Annotated in this window: 10 protein-coding genes; 3 read left to right on the forward strand and 7 right to left on the reverse strand. The window is 66.2% G+C overall.

The features are described from left to right. Window positions 1-7 precede the first annotated feature (7 nt). The 7 genes from ACR4XJ_RS04945 to ACR4XJ_RS04975 all read right to left on the reverse strand — a co-directional run bounded on the left by ACR4XJ_RS04945 (window position 8) and on the right by ACR4XJ_RS04975 (window position 10161). Window positions 8-688: a methyltransferase gene (locus tag ACR4XJ_RS04945; protein ID WP_434754159.1), complete on the reverse strand. Its 681-nt coding sequence runs from the start codon at window positions 686-688 to the stop codon at window positions 8-10. 256 nt (window positions 689-944) lie between these two features. Continuing rightward, window positions 945-1820: a helix-turn-helix transcriptional regulator gene (locus ACR4XJ_RS04950; protein WP_434754160.1), complete on the reverse strand. Its 876-nt coding sequence runs from the start codon at window positions 1818-1820 to the stop codon at window positions 945-947. 169 nt (window positions 1821-1989) lie between these two features. Beyond that, complete coding sequence (locus ACR4XJ_RS04955) at window positions 1990-3312, reverse strand: efflux RND transporter periplasmic adaptor subunit (RefSeq protein WP_434754161.1); 1323 nt, start codon at window positions 3310-3312, stop codon at window positions 1990-1992. A 63-nt stretch (window positions 3313-3375) separates the two neighbouring features. Then, a complete protein-coding gene (locus ACR4XJ_RS04960; protein WP_434754162.1) occupies window positions 3376-5238 on the reverse strand; it encodes an ABC transporter ATP-binding protein in 1863 nt (620 codons plus the stop codon). After that, on the reverse strand, window positions 5232-7004 hold the full coding sequence (locus ACR4XJ_RS04965) for an ABC transporter ATP-binding protein (protein ID WP_434754163.1): 1773 nt from the start codon (window positions 7002-7004) through the stop codon (window positions 5232-5234). The genes ACR4XJ_RS04960 and ACR4XJ_RS04965 overlap by 7 nt, the downstream gene beginning before the upstream one ends. A 154-nt stretch (window positions 7005-7158) precedes the next feature. Next, window positions 7159-9351 carry a TonB-dependent receptor gene (locus ACR4XJ_RS04970; protein WP_434754164.1) on the reverse strand — a complete coding sequence of 731 codons (2193 nt, stop codon included), beginning with the start codon at window positions 9349-9351 and terminating at the stop codon, window positions 7159-7161. Window positions 9352-9558: 207 nt separating this feature from the next. Next, window positions 9559-10161, reverse strand: coding sequence for a TetR/AcrR family transcriptional regulator (locus ACR4XJ_RS04975; RefSeq protein WP_434754165.1), 603 nt, complete (start codon window positions 10159-10161; stop codon window positions 9559-9561). Window positions 10162-10800: 639 nt separating this feature from the next. On the opposite strand from ACR4XJ_RS04975, the gene ACR4XJ_RS04980 reads away from it, so the two are divergent. The 3 genes from ACR4XJ_RS04980 to ACR4XJ_RS04990 all read left to right on the forward strand — a co-directional run bounded on the left by ACR4XJ_RS04980 (window position 10801) and on the right by ACR4XJ_RS04990 (window position 19181). After that, window positions 10801-17148, forward strand: a complete 6348-nt coding sequence (locus ACR4XJ_RS04980) for an amino acid adenylation domain-containing protein (RefSeq protein ID WP_434754166.1) — start codon at window positions 10801-10803, stop codon at window positions 17146-17148. A 199-nt stretch (window positions 17149-17347) separates the two neighbouring features. After that, on the forward strand, window positions 17348-18454 hold the full coding sequence (locus tag ACR4XJ_RS04985; protein WP_434754167.1) for a hypothetical protein: 1107 nt from the start codon (window positions 17348-17350) through the stop codon (window positions 18452-18454). 37 nt (window positions 18455-18491) lie between these two features. Further along, window positions 18492-19181 (forward strand): methyltransferase family protein, encoded by a 690-nt coding sequence (locus ACR4XJ_RS04990; RefSeq protein ID WP_434754168.1) that lies wholly within the window; start codon window positions 18492-18494, stop codon window positions 19179-19181. Window positions 19182-19187: the final 6 nt, after the last annotated feature.

The raw sequence follows: 19187 nt of genomic DNA on the forward strand, positions 1-19187 counted from the left end.
TTCACGCCTACAGCCAGGGCACGACGAGGCCCAGGGCCAGCACGGCGGCCAGCAGCAGCACCTGCGGACAAACGAAACCGGGCACGCTTCGCCGGTACACGTCGAACTGCTTGCCGAAACACGGTTCGAGCACTTCCCTCTCCTCGATGCGGGCGGTCAGCCAGAGCTGCGCCGCAAGCAGCGGCAGCAGCAGGGCCGTGTATGCGGCCCCGGTGACCAGAACCAGCCCGCAGGTGCCGAGAAACCGCGCCACGACCACGGGATGGCGCACATGCCCGTACGCCCCGGACATCAGCAGCTTGGCCGGGCGGCTGTAGTCCCGCGCCGTCACGGTGGCGTTGCGGCGCATCAGCGCCACGTAGACGGCGAAGCCGCCCACGGCGAACGGCAAACCCAGCAACAACTGGCCCCAGCGCCCCGGCATGGCGGGAAGCAGATCCGGGGCCCGCGCGGCGAAAAGGGCGGCATCCGGCCATGCGCCCAGCAGCGGCTGCGGCAGAAAGGGCATGACGAACCACACCCCCACCACCGACACCGTCATCAACGCGCGCACGGGAACCGGCATGGGACGCGACGTGCGCCCGGCGGCGCGTGCGGCGCGCTCGGCCCTGAAATAGACGCGGTACCCCAAAACCCCCGCCATGCTCGCCAGCGCCAGCGCCAGTTGCACGGCCAATGCGCTATCCATGGATGACCTCCCGCCCTTCACCCGGCAGCAATGGCGCGGCGAGCAACGGCAAGCCTCGGAAACCGCCAGTCTTCACCGGGGGCGTTTCGTTCATGAAATTGGTCTTCATTATCGTTGAATGTCCAGACATCCCGGCCAGACGCCCGGTCTCCGGGGAAAACCCGCACGGTACGCAGGCTACGGCAGACGGCAGGCGCGCGCTATCATCCGGGGCACTATTCCTTGCATCCGGGGCCGCCGCGCGTGCCGCACCGGCCTAGCCGTATCTGCCGCAGCCCAGCTGGTAGCGTTTCGGCGGCATGCCGAAGGAATCGGCGAACACCTTGGTGAGATGGCTGGTGCTGGAGAACCCGCATTCGTAGGCGATTTCCGTGATGTTCTTCTCGCCTTCCTCAAGCAGCCGCCTGGCGTATTCCAGGCGTTCCCTGCGCAGGATGCCGAATACGGTATCGCCATGCATCACGCGGAACACGGCATTGAGCCGCGTCTTGGTCAGCCCCGCCTCGCGGGCCAGTTCCTCCAGCCGGAACGACGAGGCGAAGTCCTGCGATATCTTCCGGTACACCTCGCAGGCCGCGCGGTATTCGCTTCTGGTCACGCTTCTGGTCACGCTTCGGACAGGGCCCTGCCGCGCCGAAAGGTAGTTCAGGTGCAGGTACAGCAGTTCCATCTTCTTGCTTTCCAGGAACATGGTGCGCAGGCTGCCGGAAGGCAGCTTTGCGTATATCTGCTGCACCGCGACGCGCAGCGGCGGCGACAGGGTGATCTTTTCGAAGAACACCGTTCGGGCTCTTCTGATGGCGCTTTCCCAGCGGGTCAGAAAGGGGCACTGCGTCTTGCGCGCCAGGTCCGAAAGCTCTCCCTTGCCCAGCCGCAACGCCACCGCCTGCAACGGCACGCCGGGTTCCGCCGTCGAATAGCCGCGCACGCGTTGCATGCAGGACACCACGCCTTCCCCTTCCTCCAGCGTGAAGGGCATCGCGCCCGCGCTGCCGTGCGCCAGCTCGACCCTGACCTTGCCCGAAACGCAATAGACGAACTCCACCGGGGCCACATCCATGCAGAACTCGCATCCGTAGCAGTCTTCCGCGTTCGGATTGTCGTACACGTGCAGGGTGACGCCGGGAAACATCAGGTCCCGCTCCTGCGATACAGGGGGGGCCAACACGGGAAACCAACTTGCCGTCTGGAAAGCAGGCATCGCTTATCCCCTTGATCAGCGTTGAAGCCGCTCTCGAAACATGTCCCGAGGCCGCTTTGCGGCATGCGGCCGGCCATGCCGGCCAGCCGGACGCCGCCCGTTATCCCCCCGTGACGTCGGGCCGCAGCACGGCGGCCCACTCCCTGGGCAATTCGGCCGGCAGTTGCAGGTTGGTGACCACAAGGTCGCCTTCCTCCAGCCCGGAAACCACCTCCGTCGCCGTGGTGCCCACCAGCCCGGTGACCGGGCGCACGGGCCGGACGTCCGCGCCGTTCCGGACGAACACCGCGTGCACGTTCCCCACCCACTTGAACGCCGCGTTGGGCACCAGCAGCACCTGCTCCCTGCGGTCCACGGCCACCCTGCACCGCGCCGTCATCTCGGGGCGCAGAAGCTGGACGTCCTTTTCCGCCGGGCGGACCAGCGCGCGGTAGTACACGATGTTGTCGCGCAATTCCGGGCCGGGGTGGATGAGGGCCACCGTGCCCTCGAACGTCCGGTCGGGGTAGGCCTCCACCGTGAAGCGCACCATGGCCCCCGGCCGCACCGCGCCGATGTCGTTCTCGTCTATGAATATCTGCAATTCAAGCCTGTTGGGGTCCAGCACCGTGATCAGATTGACCACCTGCAATCCGGCCACCACCGTCTCGCCTTCCTGCGCCGTGATGGCGCTGACCACGCCGGACATGGGGCTGATGATCCGCGCGTACGAAAGCTGGGTCTGGCACTGCCCAAGCTCGGCCTCGGCCTCTGCGATGGCGTCCTTCAGGTACGGGATCTTCAGCGTGTATTCCGTTTCCAGCCGCGCCTTGGAAGTGCGGCGCAACGCCAGCGTGTGCGCGGCCACCTTGCTTTGCTGCCGCACCGAATCCATGTCAGACTCGGCCACGCCGCCCATTTCCGCCAGCGGCGCGGTGCGGGAAAAGGTGATGTCCGCGTATTCCTTGTCGGCCTGCGCCACGGCCAGGCTTTCCCCGGCTTCCGCTATCTGGAGCGGGTAATTGCGTTGGGAGAGCACCAGTTCCTGCCGCAGCTTCTGCACGGTGGCCGTCAGTTTCATGCACTCGAAGCGCTGCTCCCTGTCGTCCAGTTCAGCTATCAGCTGCCCTTTGGTCACGGCGTCTCCCAGCCGCACGTACAGGCGCGAGATGACCCCCGTGAACCGGGTGCCCGTCTTCACCACCGCCCCCTCCTCCGGCTTGATGACGCCCGTGGCCAGTATTTCCCGCTCCAGGTCGCCCCGCTCCACCCGCGCCGTTTCCAGCACCACCGCGCCGGGTCCGGGTCGCCTGGCGCCCACGGCCACCACCGCCAGCAGCGCCACGGCCACGACCAGCAGGCCGGACGACTTCGGATGCCCGGCGATGAACGCCAGGATACGCCGCGCAAACGTTCTTCCACGGGAAACCGCATTCCATTTCATGCCCGGACAACTCCTTGATCCACTGCCGCACATATGGCGGGTCCGCCGGAGCGTTCCGGCAGACTATTTCGACATCGGGACATCCCCGAACGCCTGCCGCGGTGCGCCGCCGACCTGCTCCGACGGGTCCTGCGGATTCGGCGGGTCCTGCGGGCTCGGCGGATTCCACGAACGCACGGTGGACTGCATGTCCCACAGCCGTGCGTACTGTCCGCCACCGGCGAGCAGCCCGGCGTGGGTGCCGCTGTCGACGATCCGCCCTTCGTCCAGCACCAGTATCTGGTGCGCCGCCGCCACGGTGGCCAGGCGGTGGGCGATGAGCAGCACCGTCTTCGACTGCACCATGTTCTGGATCGCCTCCTGGATGAGCCGCTCGTTGTCCAGGTCCACCGACGCCGTGGCCTCGTCCAGGACGACGATGGGCGCATTCTTGAGCATGGCCCTGGCGATGGAAAGACGCTGGCGCTGCCCGCCCGAAAGGCTGGCCCCGTTCTCGCCGATCACGGTGTCGTACCCGTCCGGCAGTTCCATGATGAACTCGTGGCAGCGCGCCGCCACCGCCGCCGCCACGACCTCGTCGTCCGTGGCGTCGGGCCGGGCGAAGCGTATGTTGGCCCTGACGGTGTCGTTGAACAGGGAAAACCGCTGGAAGACCACGGTGATGTGCCGCCAGAGGTCTTCCTCGCGCATATCCCGCACGTCCACGCCGCCGATGCGCACGCACCCGGCGTCCACGTCCCAGAACCGGCAGAGCAGGCTGACCAGCGTGGTCTTGCCCGCCCCGGACCCGCCCACCACGGCCGTCATGGTCCGGGGCGCGATACGGAAGGTGATGTCGCGCAGGACGGGTGTTCCGTCATAGGCGAAGGCCACGTTCTCGAACCGGACCGACGAATCGGCGGGAACGGCGGATACCGCGGGAACGGGCAGCGGCCCGTCCGCCTCCACGGAAAGCAGGCGCCGGCCCGAGGTGCGCATCTGGTGCATGAAGCCGCTCAGGTCCACGAGGTCATGGGTCGGGCCGTATATCCTGAAGGCCATCACGGCGGCGAACAGGAAGCTGGCGAAGGCTGCGGGGTCCACGCCGCCCACCCCGGCGACCGTCACATCGCCGGGCACGGGCAGCCCGAAGCCGATCAGCCCCGCGTACCCCAGTTCGAGGCAGGTGAAATACAGGGTGGCGGCCGCGCCCACGTACCGCAGCAGGCCAAGGTTCACGTCGCGGTGCGCGGCCACCGCCCGCTCGTAGAGGGCGGTGCTTTTGCCCTGGATGCCGAACGCCTTGACCACTCCGATGCCCTGGCAGAACTCCACGGTTCTGGACGTCAGCGCGGCCAGCACCCGGATGCGCTCGGGCATGCGCCGCCGGAGCCGCCCGTTCACCCACCACATGAGCAGCGCCGCCGGAACGAATCCGCAGCTGACCAGCAGGGCCAGCCGCCAGTCCACGACGGCGATGCAGGCCAGCCCCACAGCGATCTGCGTCACCGCGCTGCCCATGGCCGCCAGCTTTTCCACCAGCACGGGCTCCACGTTGCCCAGGTCCTGCAACAGGGCCCCGCTGACCTCGCCCAGGTCGCGCCGCGAAAACCACGAGACCGGAAGGCCCCGCAAATGCTCGGCATAGTGCAGGCGCAGCCGCTTCAGGATGTGGAACCCCGCCATGTGTCCCACCCGCACGGACGCGCCATGCACGATGAACCGCAGCGCCACGATGCCCGCCATGCACAGCCCGGCCCGCAGGGGCGTCCAGCCCGCGCCGCCGTCCCCAGCTTCCGGCGTTCCCGGCGTCACGATTTCGCGCAGGGCAAGGAACAGCACCAGCACGGGCAGCAGGGCCAGCGCGCCGTCGAGCATGCGCAGCGCAACGCCCGCCAGAAGCCGGTTGCGGTGCGGGCCAGCCAATCGCAGAATCATCGTCAGCATGTCGCCACCTCTCCGACCGGATTCCAGTTCGCGTTGCATTGCGCCAGGTTCCACATGGCCATGTAGGCCGGGCAGCGTTCCAGCAGTTCCTCGTGGCGGCCCGCGTCCACCACCGTGCCCTTGTCCAGCACCACGATGCGGTCGGCCCCGGCGATGCTCTCCAGCCGGTGGGCCACCATGATCACGGTGCGCCCTTCCAGCACCCGCGAAAGCGACGCCTGCATGTTCGCCTCGGTGAAGGCGTCGGCGTAGGCGGTGGCCTCGTCCAGCAGCAGGATGGGGGCGGGTTTCAGCAGGGTCCGGGCAAGGGCCACCCGCTGCCGCTCGCCGCCGGAAAGATTGCCGCCCAGTTCGCCCGCCGGGCTGCCGTAGCCGCCGGGCATGGCGCCGATGAACTCCGCGCAGCAGGCCTGTTCCGCCACTGCCCGCACCGCCGCGTCGTCCGCGCCCGCGTTGCCGAGCCGGATGTTCTCCAGCAGGCTTTCGTTGAACAGCACGTTTTCCTGGAACATGAACGCCACCATGCGCATCAGCACGGCCTCGTCCATCTCCCGCACGTCCACGCCGCCCACGCGGATGCTGCCGCCGGTGACGTCCCAGAAGCGGGGAATCAGGCGCAGGATGGTGCTCTTGCCGGAGCCGGACAGCCCCACGAGGGCCGTCACCTTTCCCTGCGGCGCGGTGAAGCTGACGCCGCGCAGCACGTCCTCGCCCTCGCCCTCCGCGTAGCGGAAGGACACGTTGTCGAACACGATCCCGGCGTCCTTCGGCGCTCCGGGCGATACGGGCGGCGGCAGGGGCCGGGCGTCCCACACCTCCTTCATGCGGCGAAAGCCCTCGAAAATCCGCAACAGCGCGTCGTTCTGCTGCAACACCTTGAAGATGGGCGTGCTGAACTGCATCGAAAGCAGCAGGCACAGCACAAGCTCGCCGACGCCCACGGAACCCCGCCGGTACAGCCACAGCCCCACGGGCAGGGTGAAGAGCAGGGAATTCTCGATGAACACGACAAAACCCGCCCTGGGCAACGCCCAGCGCCTGGCCCAGCGCTCCACCACCCGCTGGTACTCGTCGATGGCCGCCGCGAACTTGTCCAGTTCCGCCACAGACCTCGCGAACGCCTTTATTTCGTAGATGCTGCGCACGAACTCGATGATGCGGCCGTTCAGGTTTTCCTGGGCCGTATGATACCGTTGCGCTTCTTCCATGTAGCCCTTCGAGGCGAACGACATGGAAAGCATGGCCAGCGGAATGACCGCCACCGCCGCCAGCGCCATGCGCACGTCGATCCAGGCCAGCACGCCCAGCACGAGGAACGGCATGCACAGCGCGGCGGCAAGGTCCTCGATGTGGTGGGCGATGAAGCCCTCGAATTCCTCCACGTCGTCGACCATCAGCTTCTTGAGCCGCCCCGTGGCGGCATCGGCAAAGAACCCCAGCGGCAGCCGGGTCAGGTGCCCGGCAAGCCCGGTGCGTATCTCGTACATGGTTTCGTAGGCCGCCGCGTGGGCCAGGCCCCCGGCGGCGGTACGCAACGCCAGCCGCAGCAGCAAGGCCGCCACGACCACCACCCCGGCCGCCAGCGGCGCGCGTGGGCCGAAGCCTCCGCCTCCCCCCGCGTACCCGTCCACAAGGACGGCAATGACCACGCAGGGCACGAGCCCGAGCAGCGCCGCGCCGGCCGACGCCGCGCAGGCCAGTTGCAGGCGGCGCTTGTTGACCGGGCTGAAGCCCAGCCCCCTGATGAGTTCGCCGACCTGCGCCACGTATCCTTTCCGAGCTTCCATGCTGACCGCCGACTGTTTTGCCCGCTTGCGCGGTATGGAGAGCGGCGGGCAGGGCTGCGCGCCGCCGTTCCGGAAAATGGATGCCGCGCTCGCGGCCCATCTGCTGCCAGACGGGCCGCGAGCGCGGCGTGGTCTAGAACTCCATCTTGGCCATCACCCCGAAGGTGCGGGGCGCGCCCATGGTGCCCACCCGGTCCTGGCCCGGCATCATGCCGGAATTGTCGAACACCATGGTGTAGTATTCCTCGTTCAGCAGGTTGCGGCCGTAGACGTAGACCCCGTAGTCGTCGAACTCGTAGCCCACCCGGAAGCCCAGCAGGTTGATGGCGTCCTGGCGGACCTTGTTGCCAATGTCGAGGTAGTGCGGACCGATGAACTCGTTCTCGACACGGGCGAACATGCCGTTCTCGAAGGTGTACTGGCCGCCGAGGGACGCCTTGTACGTGGGGGCGAAGGGGGATTCGGCTCCGTCGTAGGTGACGGTGCTGTCACCCGCGTCTTCGATTTCGGTCTCAAGCCAGCCGTAGGAGCCGAACAGTTCAAGCCCCCGCACCGGGCGCACGCGGGCTTCCAGCTCCACGCCCATGCTGTGCGACTGTCCGGCGTTCTGGACAACTGTCGAACTGCCGCTGTTGATCGGCTGGAACAATTGCTGGTCTTCCATTTGCGTGTAGAAGACGGCTGCCGTGAAATCCATCATGTTGTCGAATGCGCTGCCCTTCACACCGGCTTCATAGTTCCACGACTTTTCCGAATCGTAGCTTTCATCCGCCTCGGCGGCGTTGTTGGTCTGGAATCCGCCCGGTTTGTAGCCCGCTGCGACCGATACGTAGACGTTGAGGTCGCGGGTGAAGCGGTATTCGATGGCGGCCTTGGGCAGCACGGCCGAGTAGCTTTCCTCGCCGGTGGCCTCCACGGTGTCGGCAAGGCCCATCATGGGCGCGATGGTGCCCACGTTGGCGCCCTTGGCGTCCAGTTCCTTGGTCACGTGGTCGTAGCGAAGCCCCAGGGTGAGGAACAGCTTTTCCGTGATGCCGTAGGTGCCCTGGCCGAACAGGGCCGCATTGTAGACATCCACGGTGACGTCGTTGCTCATGCGCAGGTCCCCGAGGCCGGGCATGCCCGTCATGGCGGCAACGTAGTCGTCCTGAAGGGTGTAGTCGTCGCGCGTGCGCTGTTCCTCGTACGATCCGTACACGCCCGCCACCCACTGAAGGCGCGCATCCTTGTCTTGCGAATGCAGACGCAGTTCCTGCGTGTACTGGTCGTTGTCCAGACGGAACCTGTCGGAAAGCAGGTTCGCCTCGGTGAAGTCCACGTCGTTGTCTTCGTCCGACGAATAGCGGCGATGGCCGGTTATGGAGGTGAACCCCACGTCGCCGCCGTCGTATTCGACGGTAAGAATCTGACCCAGGGCGTTCGACTTCACGTAGCCGAGGTTGCCGGCATCGGTCTTCCACGGGTCGTCGTCGAAATTGTCGAACGTATTGTAGATGCTGTAATCGTAGTTGCGGTTGTAACCATTCAGGTTGAAGTTGATGTTCCACGCATCGCTGGGCTTCACGCGAATCTGCCCGCGAAAGTTGTAGTCCTCGCCACCGGCGCCGGGGTCGTCCTTGACCTCGTTGCGGAAGTAGCCGTCGCTATTGCGATAGGCGCCGGCAAGGCGCACCGCGATGGTTTCGGACAGCGGCGCGTTGACCATGCCCGTGAGCAGCTTGGTGTTGAAGGATTCGTAGGCGGCCGAAGCGCCGGATTCCCAGTCGAACACCGGCTTCCTGGAGGTCGCCACCATCGCCCCGCTCAGGGTGTTGCCGCCGTACAGCGTACCCTGCGGGCCGCGCAGCACTTCCACGCTTTCCACATCGTAGAACTGTGGCTCCAGCCCGCCGTTGATGTTCATGCCGTCGCTGAACACGCCCACGGTCTGGTTGAAGAAGTCGGCCCCGCCGGACACCAGCCCCCGGATATACAACTGGGTGTTGCCCGGATTGCCCGAGGTTTCGCGCACGAAGATGCCCGGCGCCGAGCGGGCCAGGTCCTTCGTATCCGTTATCTGCCTGTTCTCGATCTCCATCTCGTCGTAATGGTTGATGCTGACAGGCACTTCATTGAGGCGTTGCTCGATCTTCTGCGAGCTGACGATGACCTCCGGCAGCGCGTAGACCTTCTGCTCCCCTTCTCCCACCTGTTCCGTTCGCGGCATGGTCGCGTTACCCGTTGGCGCGTCCTGCGCCAGGGCCGGGGGCGCCAGCGACGCCCCCCCCGCAACCAGCGCGCACAGCACGCCTCCGGCCAGCAGGCCCCGTCTTACAACAGCGTTCATGTCCTACCCCTCGTACGTCTCCGGTTAGAGGACCGCGGGTGGAACCGCCCGGCGCTGTGCCCATTCGCCCGGCGAGCCCTTTGCGCCACCGTTCGGCGGCGCGCCTTTTTTGGAAATGAAAATCATTTTCATTAATTACGTAAAAAAATATCCCGCCCCGCCACCATCCGGCAGCGGGATGCGCTACGCAACATGGTGTCCGGCTTGTTATTTCTCGAAAAGGACGTCGATCTGCCGCTGGATTTCCCGCAGCAGAAGTTCCCCGTCCTGGCTTGGGTGCATGGTCAGCCGCACCGGAACCCCGGCGATCAGCAGCATGAGCAGTTCCACCCGCACGGCCGCCTTTTCCGGTGCCCAGCCGGGGCGGAACCGCCGCGTGATGTCCAGCAACTGCCGCCGCACCTTCTCGTCATGCGCCTGCATGGCCGTGGCGATGACCGGGTTCCTGCCCATTTCAGCCATGATGTCGAACATGAGCGCGGACCTGTTCTCCAAGGTACAGTTCCGTATCTGCACGGCCGCCTGCTGCTTGAACGCCTCCGCGATGTCGCCGGTGCTTTCGAGCAGGCGTTCCAGGCCCGCCTGCATGGCGGAAACCTGGGCGTCCACGATGGCGCAGATGATGGCGTCCTTGTTCTCGAAGTAGCCGTAGATATTCCCGATGCTCATGCCGGCCTGGTCCGATATCCGCGCCATGCCCGCCGCGTGGAACCCATGATCGGCGAAGCATGCCTCGGCGGCGTCCAGCAGTTGCCTGCGGCGTGCGTCTGCCCGCGTGTCGTTCTTGCGTACCTTGGGGGTCCGTACCACTCTGCCCACCCGTTTTCTTTATTTTCAAACAATTGCGACATGCTGCGGGGGAGTTCCCCATTCAGCGGTGAAAAAATAGAACGAACGTTCGTTCTTAGTCAACCGGAAAAATTTCCACCCCTCCATCGTGCAAGGCAATTCCCCCGCTCCGACGCCAAAGGCAACGGAATCTCAAAAACCACCATAAAACCCTTTGTGGCCGCATATCTCCGGGTGATCATGTATGTATTTCGAATATTCCATACTGCATGACACTGCATTGCTGTCAATTCTTCCGACAGCTTCCCCATTGATGCACTTCTGCCATCCCATACGTCCATCTTTTATGAAAATGATAGAGTAACTATGTACATCCCGACATCCCCCAATTCTTGTTGCGCATCACGAAACAGACCGCGCATATAAAAAATTATTCCCCAAATGGTAGAGGCTGCCCCCTTCCACACGTAGGATTCCCCACATGTGGCGACAGGCCCTTTTTTTGCCGCAGCAATTGATAACGAATCTCAACACCCCGACAGTTCCCCACGAACCCAACCGCCAGGGATTTCCCGGCACTGGCGGCTCGGGGACACGCCCGTGCCGCCCCTGCGGCAAGCCAGCGCAGAACAGGCAAAACCGACGACACGGAAGGACACCATGTATAGCCTCAATACCAGTTCCAGCGATCTTCTGGCAGGCACCCTGGTCGATGTCCTGGAGCGGACGGCCGCGCGCCTCCCCATGCGCGGCGTGCGCCACGTGGACCCCGCCGGCAGCGAAGAGGAATTCCAGAGCTACGCCGACCTGCTGCTTGCGGGCAGGCGCACCGCGCAGGCCCTGTACCGCAGGGGACTGCGCCCCCGCAGCCACCTGATCATCGCCGTCGAATCCTCGCGGCAATTCCTGGAGCTGTTCTGGGGATGCCTGTTCGCCGGGGTAACGCCCGTACCGCTTGCCAACGTGCGCACCCCCAAGCCCGATTCCATGGAGGCCGCAAAGATCGCCGCCGTGCAGCGGCTGCTGGGCGCGCCCGTGGTCGCGGACGGCGAAGGCGAGCGCGGGTTCGCCATGCTGGCCGAAGTCCTGAAGGAAAGCGGCGCGGCCCTGCTCCCGGCCGGAGACCTGCTGGCCGAGGCGGCCATCACCGGCCAGTCCGACGCCGAGTTTCACGTTCCGGCGCCCGGCGACATCGCCGTCCTGCAATTTTCCTCCGGCAGCATGGGCGCGCCGAAAGGGGCGCGGCTCACCCACCGCAACCTGTTGGCCAACATCGTGGCCCTGCGCAATCTGGAAGGCGTGGACGAGGACGACCGCATGGTCACCTGGCTGCCCTACTTCCACGATTTCGGACTGTTCGGCTGCCACCTCATGCCCCTGTACGCGGGCATCGACCAGGTGAAGATGAGCCCGTTCCAGTTCGCCCAGCGTCCGTTCCTGTGGATGCAGAAGATCCACGAGCACCGGGCCACGGTCACCTCCACCACCAACACCGGCGTCGAACACCTGCTGTCGTACATGGGGCTGCGGGGGGCGCGGCTGCCGGAGGTGGACCTTTCGTGCCTGCGCGTGCTGACCGTGGGGGCCGAGATGATCTCCGCCGCCGCCTGCCGCAGGCTGGAACGGCAACTCGCGCCCATGGGGCTTGCCCGCAACATCATCATGCCCGGCTACGGGCTGACGGAAACCACCCTGGTCGCCACCTGCCATCCCAACGGGCTGCCCGTCGAGGCGTACCTTGTCGACCGGCGGTGCCTGGTGAACGAGGGCATCGTCCGCTACGCCAGCGAAAAGACCGACACCACGGCGGAATTCGTCTCCGTGGGCACGCCGGTGGACTTCTGCGAGGTGCGCGTGGTGGACGCCGAAGGGCGCGAACTGCCCCCCGACAGGGTGGGCACCGTGGAAATCAGGGGCGAAAACGTCATCGCCGGGTATCACGAGGCCCCCAAAGCTGGCCCGGACGCCAACCGGGAAGCCTTCCGGAACGGCTGGTTCTCGTCCGGCGACGCGGGGTTCATGAGCGCCACCGGCCAGCTGTGCATCGTGGGCCGCGAAAAGGAAATCATCATCGTGCGCGGGCAGAACTACTACCCGACGGATATCGAGATGATGGCCCTTGAGGGCGCGGGCGACGCCTTCCGGCTGGTGGTGGCCTGCGGCGCGTACGACCCGGCGCAGGCGCGCGAAAAGGTGGTCATGTTCTTCGTGCCCGCCGACAAAAAGGCCGACGAGCGCGCCCTGGCCCCCGCCCTGCTGGCCATGAACGAGCGCATCGGCGACCTTGCCGGGTTCACCATCGACCATTTCGTGTCCGTGACGCAGGGCGAGATTCCGCGAACCTCCAGCGGCAAGATCATGCGCCGGGTGCTCGCCGACGACTTCGTCTCCGGCGGGTACGCGGAACGGACCGCACGGATCGACGCGGCCCTGGCCGAACTGACCCGGCCCGCCAACCCCTCGGACCTGGACCACGACGCCGTGGTGCGCGAGGCGTGGTCGGCGGTGCTGGGGATGGAACCCGGCCGGATCGACCCGCACCGCAGCCTGTTCAAGATGGGGGGCGACTCCATCCGGGCCATGCGCATCCAGGCGCGCCTGGAGGACACCTACCAGGCCAAGATGGAAAGCAACTTCTGCTACCTGTTCCCCACCGTGGCCACCCAGACCGCCTACTTCCGCAACCGCGACTTCAGCGTGGAGCCGCCCCGGAACGAGATCGAGGCCATCCTGCAAAAAATCGTCGCGGGACGGCTGGGCGTGCGGACGGATACCGTCGGCGCCACCGAAAGCCTGCTGACGCGGATAACCAACGTCTCCGACATGCTGGGCATCATCGAGGACGTGAAGCACTGCTTCGAGGAAGTGCACGTCTCCGAAGAATTCCTGAAGTTCACCACCATCCGGCAGATGGCCGACCACCTGTGGCCGCGCGTCTTCGAACCCCAGGCCGACGAGTCCGGAAGCGACGGCGAGCGCTTCCTGCCGCTGATGCACTTTCAGGAAACCCTGTACTTCCACCGCAAGGGATTCGTGCGCAACGAGCCCAGCGGGCTCAGCTGCTACATCTTCCTGCAAGCCGAGATGACGGGGGAATTCGACCGCGCCACCTTCGACGGCGCCCTCAACTACGTGGTGTCCCGGCATCCGGTGCTGCGCACGGTCATCGACGAGGAACGCGAACGCCCGCGCATGAAGGTGCTGGACACGGTGCCGCGCCTGCGCACCGCCTACGTGGACATCTCGGACATGACGGAGGAGCGGCAGCGCGCCTACGTGACCCAGCGCGGGCTGGAGCACAACGACCACCGCTTCGACCTTGGCGCGTGGCCCCTGTTCTTCTGCGAGGTGACCCGGCTGGGCCGCAACCGGCACATGTTCATGATGAACATCGACCACCTGCTGGTGGACGGCTACAGCTACATGCAGATCTTCGAGGAACTCTTCAACACCTACGACAGGATGCGCCTGGGCGAACCGTGGGAACTGCCCGAGGTGCCCATGACCTTCGGCGACTACGTGCTGGTGGAACGCCTGCGCCAGCGCACCCGTGAATACCGCGACGCGCTGGAATTCCAGCTGGACATCTTCCGCAACCTGCCCCCCAAGGCCATGCTGCCCTCGCGGCGCAACCCCGCCATGCTCGATACGGTACGCTTCGACACCCTGTACCAGACCATCGAGCCGGAAATCATCAACGCGCTGAACCAGGTGGCCATCGAGCACCAGGTCTCGCTCAATTCCGTGCTGCTGGCCGCCTACTTCAAGCTGATGAACATCTGGTGCCACCAGGACGACCTGATCATCAACATGCCGGTGTTCAACCGCGAACAGTACTTCGCCGGGGCCCGCAAGACCGTGGGCAGCTTCATCGACATCTTTCCCGTGCGGTTGCAGACCCACTTCGAGGAACCGGTCATCGACATCGCCAGAAAGGCGGAAGCGTTCACGCGCAAGCTGCTGGAGGTGCCCGTGTCGTCTATCGAGCTTTCGCGCAGGATATTCGAGCGCGAAGGGCTGCGGGCCACGTCCATGAGTTCGATCATCTTCAGCAATTCCATCGGGATGTACTCGGGCGAGGTCAGCGGCATGAAGACCGTGCGCCTGAGCACCCCGGAATTCCGCACCGGCGCGCCGGGCACTTTCATCGACCTCGTCATCTACGACTACCGCGCGCGGCAGGACGAGGAGGACGCCTACTACTTCAACTGGAACTACGTGCGCGACCTGTTCGACCGCGACTTTGTCGAAATACTCTCCACCCAGTACCGCACCCTGCTCCGGCAACTGGCCGACGCCCACCGCAGCGGCCGGGCGGACGCGCCCTTCACCGGCGAAAACGTCATCCCCGAGAAATACCGCGCGCTGCTCGACGAGGTGAACCGCACCGAGGCCCCCATCCCCGACGACACCCTGCACGGGCTGATCGCGGGCACCGTGGCCCGCACCCCAGACGCGCTGGCCCTGACCTTCGAGGACGCCAGCCTGACCTATGCGGAATTCGACGACCGGGCCGCCCGCGTGGCCGGGTTGCTGGCCTCGCTGGGCGTGGGCAGCGGCGACTTCGTGGCGCTGTTCATGCACCGGAGCATCGAGGTGCCCGTGGCCCAACTGGGCGTCATGAAGGCTGGCGCGGCCTACCTGCCCATCGACATCGACTACCCGGCGGACCGGGTGGCCTACGTGCTGGCCGATTCGCGGGCCAGGGTGCTGCTGACCCAGTCGCGCCATCTCGCCGGGCTGGAAGCGCACCTGGGCGGCGTGGGCGCCATCGTGCTGCTGGACGAGGGCGCTGCCGAGGCCGACGTGCCCGCCGCCCTGCGCGGCAAGGTCGTGCTGCCGGAGACGGCCTATGCCCCGCGCACCGCCACCCTGCCCGCGTGCACCCCGCGCGACCTCGCCTACATGATCTACACCTCCGGCTCCACGGGCAACCCCAAGGGGGTCATGGTCACCCACCGCAACATCGTGAACTTCCTGAACTGGGTGCGCCTGGAAATCGGCATCGCCCCGGAGGACAGGCTGGCCCTGCTCACCTCGTACGCCTTCGACATGACCCTGACCAGCAACTGGACGCCCTTCCTGGCCGGGGCATCGCTGCACATCCTGTCCGAGGAACGCACCAGGGACGTGAACAGCCTGCTGCACTTCCTGGGCGAGCGGGACATCACCTTCCTGAACGTGACCCCCTCGCACTTCTCGCTGCTGGCCGGGGCGCGGGAATACCTCGGCGACCAGGCCATTCCCCTGCGCGACGACATGCGCATCATGATGGGCGGCGAGGTCATCAACACCAAGGACCTCAACCTCTGGCTGCGCCACTACCCCGGCCACCGCTTCATCAACGAATACGGCCCCACGGAAACCACGGTGGCCTCCACCTGGTTCCCCATACCCGTCAACGCCGAAGGGCGCGTGGACCTGAACACCGTGCCCATCGGCAAGCCTGTGTTCAACACGCGGGTCTACATCCTCAACGCCGACCTCAAGGCCTGCATGCTCGGTGTGCCCGGCGAACTGTGCATCGGCGGCGAGGGCGTGACCAACGGCTACCACGACAAGCCCGACAAGGACGCCGCCGCCTTCGTGCCCGACCCGTACCGGCCCGGCGAACGCATCTACCGCACCGGCGACGTGGTGCGCATGCTGAACGACGGCAACATCGAGTACCTTGGCCGCAACGACCACCAGATCAACCTGCGCGGCTACCGCATCGAGGCGGGCGAGATAGAGTTCGCCCTGCGCGGGCACGACGGCGTGGCCGAAGCCGTGGTGGCCCCGCGCAAGGACACCTCGGGCAGCCTCGTGCTGGTGGCCTTCTACACCGGCCCGACCGATTCGACCGGTCCCGTGCCCGTGGCCGACCTGCGCGCGCACCTTGCCCGCAACCTTCCGGAATACATGATTCCCGTGCATTTCGAGCACCTGCCCGAAATGCCCTGCACGCCCAGCGGCAAGCTGGACAGGAAGGGGCTGCCCGAGGTGACCATCCAGGCGGGCCGCATCGACGACGCCTCCGACCGCCCCACGACGCCGCTGGAGCAGCAGGTGACCCGCATCTGGGAGGAAGTGCTGGGCGTGAGCGGCATCGGCCTCGGCAGCAACTTCTGGGACGTGGGCGGGGATTCGCTGAAGGCCATGCGCCTGATCATGCGCATGAAGAAGGAAGGCTTCATCGATTTCGGCCTGCGCGAAGCCTTCGAGTACCAGACCGTGGCCTCCATCGTGGAGCACATCCGCCGCCGCGCCTCGCCGGGCGGGGAAGAGGCGGACATGGTGGAACTGACCACGCCGCAATTCCCGCTGGCCCGGCTGTTCTGCCTGCCCTACGCCTGCGGCAACCCCACCATGTACCGCGAATTCGCCGCGCACCTGCCCAGGGACTACGGCGTGCTGGCGGCCAGCCTGCCCGGTCACGGCAGAAGCGGCAGCCCGCTGGGCTCCATACCCGAAATCGCCCGGGTATATGCCGACCGGCTGTCGGACCTGGCCCGTGAAACGCCGCTGTTCCTGCTCGGCTACTCGTTCGGCGGGCATGTGGCCTACGAAATCGCCCGCCTGCTGGAGGACCGGGGAACCCCTCCGGCCGGGGTGATCATCGTGTCCAGCCCCCCGCCGGGGGTGCAGGGCGGGCTGCGGGCCATCCTTTCCGGCTCGGACGAGGACATCCTGCGCCACTCGCGCGAGGTCTACAAATACGACTTCTCCCACATGACCGACGCCGAGCGGGACGACTACCTGAAGACGCTGCGGATCGACACCTCGGCCATGCTGGACTTCACGTTCGGGCCGCAACTGCGCACGCCCGCGCTGGTGGTCGCCGGGCAGGACGAGGAGGACGCCCCCATCCGGAGCCTGGCGGCGCAATGGGAACGCGCCTTCGTCACCTGCCTGCAATGCAACGCGGGCGGGGCGCACATGCTCATCAAGACCCACGCATCGGAACTGGCCGCCCGGACGGCCGAGTTCATCGACGGACTGGCCATCGGGGCCGAGGCCCGCGACTGACGCAGTCTCGGGGAATCACCCTGAACTTCCGGGTTCCGGCGGCAACGTGCCCTCGCCGCCGGAATCCAACCGCGCGGCCGTGGCGGGATGCCCATCCCCGTGCCGCGGCCGCGCGGGCACATCCACGTCCGGACGCCGGGCGGCGCGTTCCGGCCATGGCCCACCATCCACCCGGCAACGGCAGGAGAACCCATACGGCATGTTCAGATACACGACCACGGCATGCAGGAAATGCAACCTGCAGGAAGATACCTTTCACGGCATCACCATCGATGCCCAGGGGCTGTGCCAGTTCTGCGCGAAACAGGCCCCCCCGCCCCAACGCGACTGGCCCCGCCTGAAAACCCTTTTCGAGGACACGCTGGCCGGGGTCCGGGGACGCCTGCCCCGCCTGCCCCATGAAGGGCTGGTCATGCTGAGCGGCGGCAAGGACAGCGCGTACATGGCGCACCTGCTGAAGGACGTCTACGGGATGAACCTGCTGGGGTTCATCATCGACATCAACTACGAATACCCGGAAACCTTCGACAACGCGGCCACCATCGCCCGCAGGCTGGAAATACCCTACGTGGTCTACCGGCAGGACCCCGCGCTGATGCGCCGCTACTACCGCTACCTGTTCTGCGAGCCCGGCATCCACCAGCAGGACTGCGGGCAGGTCTGCACGTTCTGCGGCCGGTTCCTCATCCGCACGGCCACGGAGTTCGCCCGGGCCATGGGCATTCCGCTGGTGTTCTCCGGGCACAATCCGGACCAGATCCTGCTCATGGGGCAGGCCGTGGAACTGGAGCCCGCGCAACGGGAGTTCATGGAATTCACCATGGCCGTGGTGGCCGAGGACACGGCAACGGCCAGGGCGGGCTGGCAGGCGGCGCACGGGCCGTGCCCGGAAAGGCTCTTTCCCGAATCGCTGGCCCCTGCGGGGGTGCAACTGGTCTTTCCCTACCAGCACTTTCCCTACCTGCCGGAAACCATGATGCAGGTGGTGCGCGAGCGGTTGGACTGGACGCCCATCAAGCGGTTTTCCAAGACCTACATCGCCTCGGGATGCCGTCTGGTGAAGCTGTGGTCGTACCTTGCCCGGTGCGGCAACACCAACAGTTACGTGGACTTCGAGTTCAGCAACCAGGTGCGCAATGGCACGCTGGCGCTGGAGACCGTGCGCGCCTTCTACGACCAGGCGGACACCGGGTGCGAGGAACTGGCGGAAATCGCCCGCGACCTCGGCATGGTGGACGAAATGCGGCGCATGCTCCGCGACCGGGTGGGAGAAGACGACGAACTGTACCGCCTGCTGGCGTCATGACCCGCGTCCGCTCCGGACGTTCCGCACAGGAGACCCCATGCTTCGCGACCCCTGGTTCCTGGTCCAGCTTGCCTGCGCCCTCAGCGGCTTTCCCGGCGCACTGCTGTACCGCGCCTATTTCCGGTACCGCGAATCGCTGCGGTGCCGTGGGCTGCCGCCGCGCAACATGCTGACGGCGCTGCACCTTCTGGGCATTCCCACCGGGCACGTCTGGGTGGTGATGCCCTGGCTGCCCCAGCCCCGGCTGGGCGCGGGCGATTCCGTATTCGGCATGTTCGCCGCGGGGCCTGCCGGGTCCGCCGGACTGGCCGCGCCGGTCGCGGCGCTGCTGGGGCTGGCGCTGGCCCTGTACGCGGGCGTGTACGTGGTCCGCTTCATGCGCCAGAACTTCGCCGTGACCCTTGCGGACTACGCCGCGCCGAGCACGCTGCTGCGCACCGGCATCTACGCGGAACTGCGCCACCCCGGCGTGGTGGCCATGTTCTACTTGGTGGCCGGGCTTTGCGTGGCCTCAGGCGCCGTCTACACGCTGGCCATGCTGCCGCTGTTCGTCGTCATGCTGTGGACGACCACCCTCGTGGAGGAACGGGAAGTGCTGCTGCCCCGCTTCGGAGAGTCCTACCGGACCTATGCCCGCGAGGTGAGCGGCTTCTTCTGCCCGAAATCCCTTGCCGGGCTGGCGGTGTTCGCCTGCGCGCTGGGGCTCGGGCTGTGGGGGCGTCCGTGAGCGAAG

Source organism: Nitratidesulfovibrio sp. D1 (assembly GCF_051133415.1).
In the GTDB taxonomy this organism is placed as follows: Bacteria; Desulfobacterota; Desulfovibrionia; order Desulfovibrionales; family Desulfovibrionaceae; genus Cupidesulfovibrio.

Coding starts and splice junctions, on each gene's coding strand:
- ACR4XJ_RS04945 (WP_434754159.1), bottom strand. CDS start 688: ATGGATAGCGCATTGGCCGTGCAACTGGCGCTGGCGCTGGCGAGCATG.
- ACR4XJ_RS04950 (WP_434754160.1), bottom strand. CDS start 1,820: ATGTTTCCCGGCGTCACCCTGCACGTGTACGACAATCCGAACGCGGAA.
- ACR4XJ_RS04955 (WP_434754161.1), bottom strand. CDS start 3,312: ATGAAATGGAATGCGGTTTCCCGTGGAAGAACGTTTGCGCGGCGTATC.
- ACR4XJ_RS04960 (WP_434754162.1), bottom strand. CDS start 5,238: ATGCTGACGATGATTCTGCGATTGGCTGGCCCGCACCGCAACCGGCTT.
- ACR4XJ_RS04970 (WP_434754164.1), bottom strand. CDS start 9,351: ATGAACGCTGTTGTAAGACGGGGCCTGCTGGCCGGAGGCGTGCTGTGC.
- ACR4XJ_RS04980 (WP_434754166.1), top strand. CDS start 10,801: ATGTATAGCCTCAATACCAGTTCCAGCGATCTTCTGGCAGGCACCCTG.
- ACR4XJ_RS04985 (WP_434754167.1), top strand. CDS start 17,348: ATGTTCAGATACACGACCACGGCATGCAGGAAATGCAACCTGCAGGAA.
- ACR4XJ_RS04990 (WP_434754168.1), top strand. CDS start 18,492: ATGCTTCGCGACCCCTGGTTCCTGGTCCAGCTTGCCTGCGCCCTCAGC.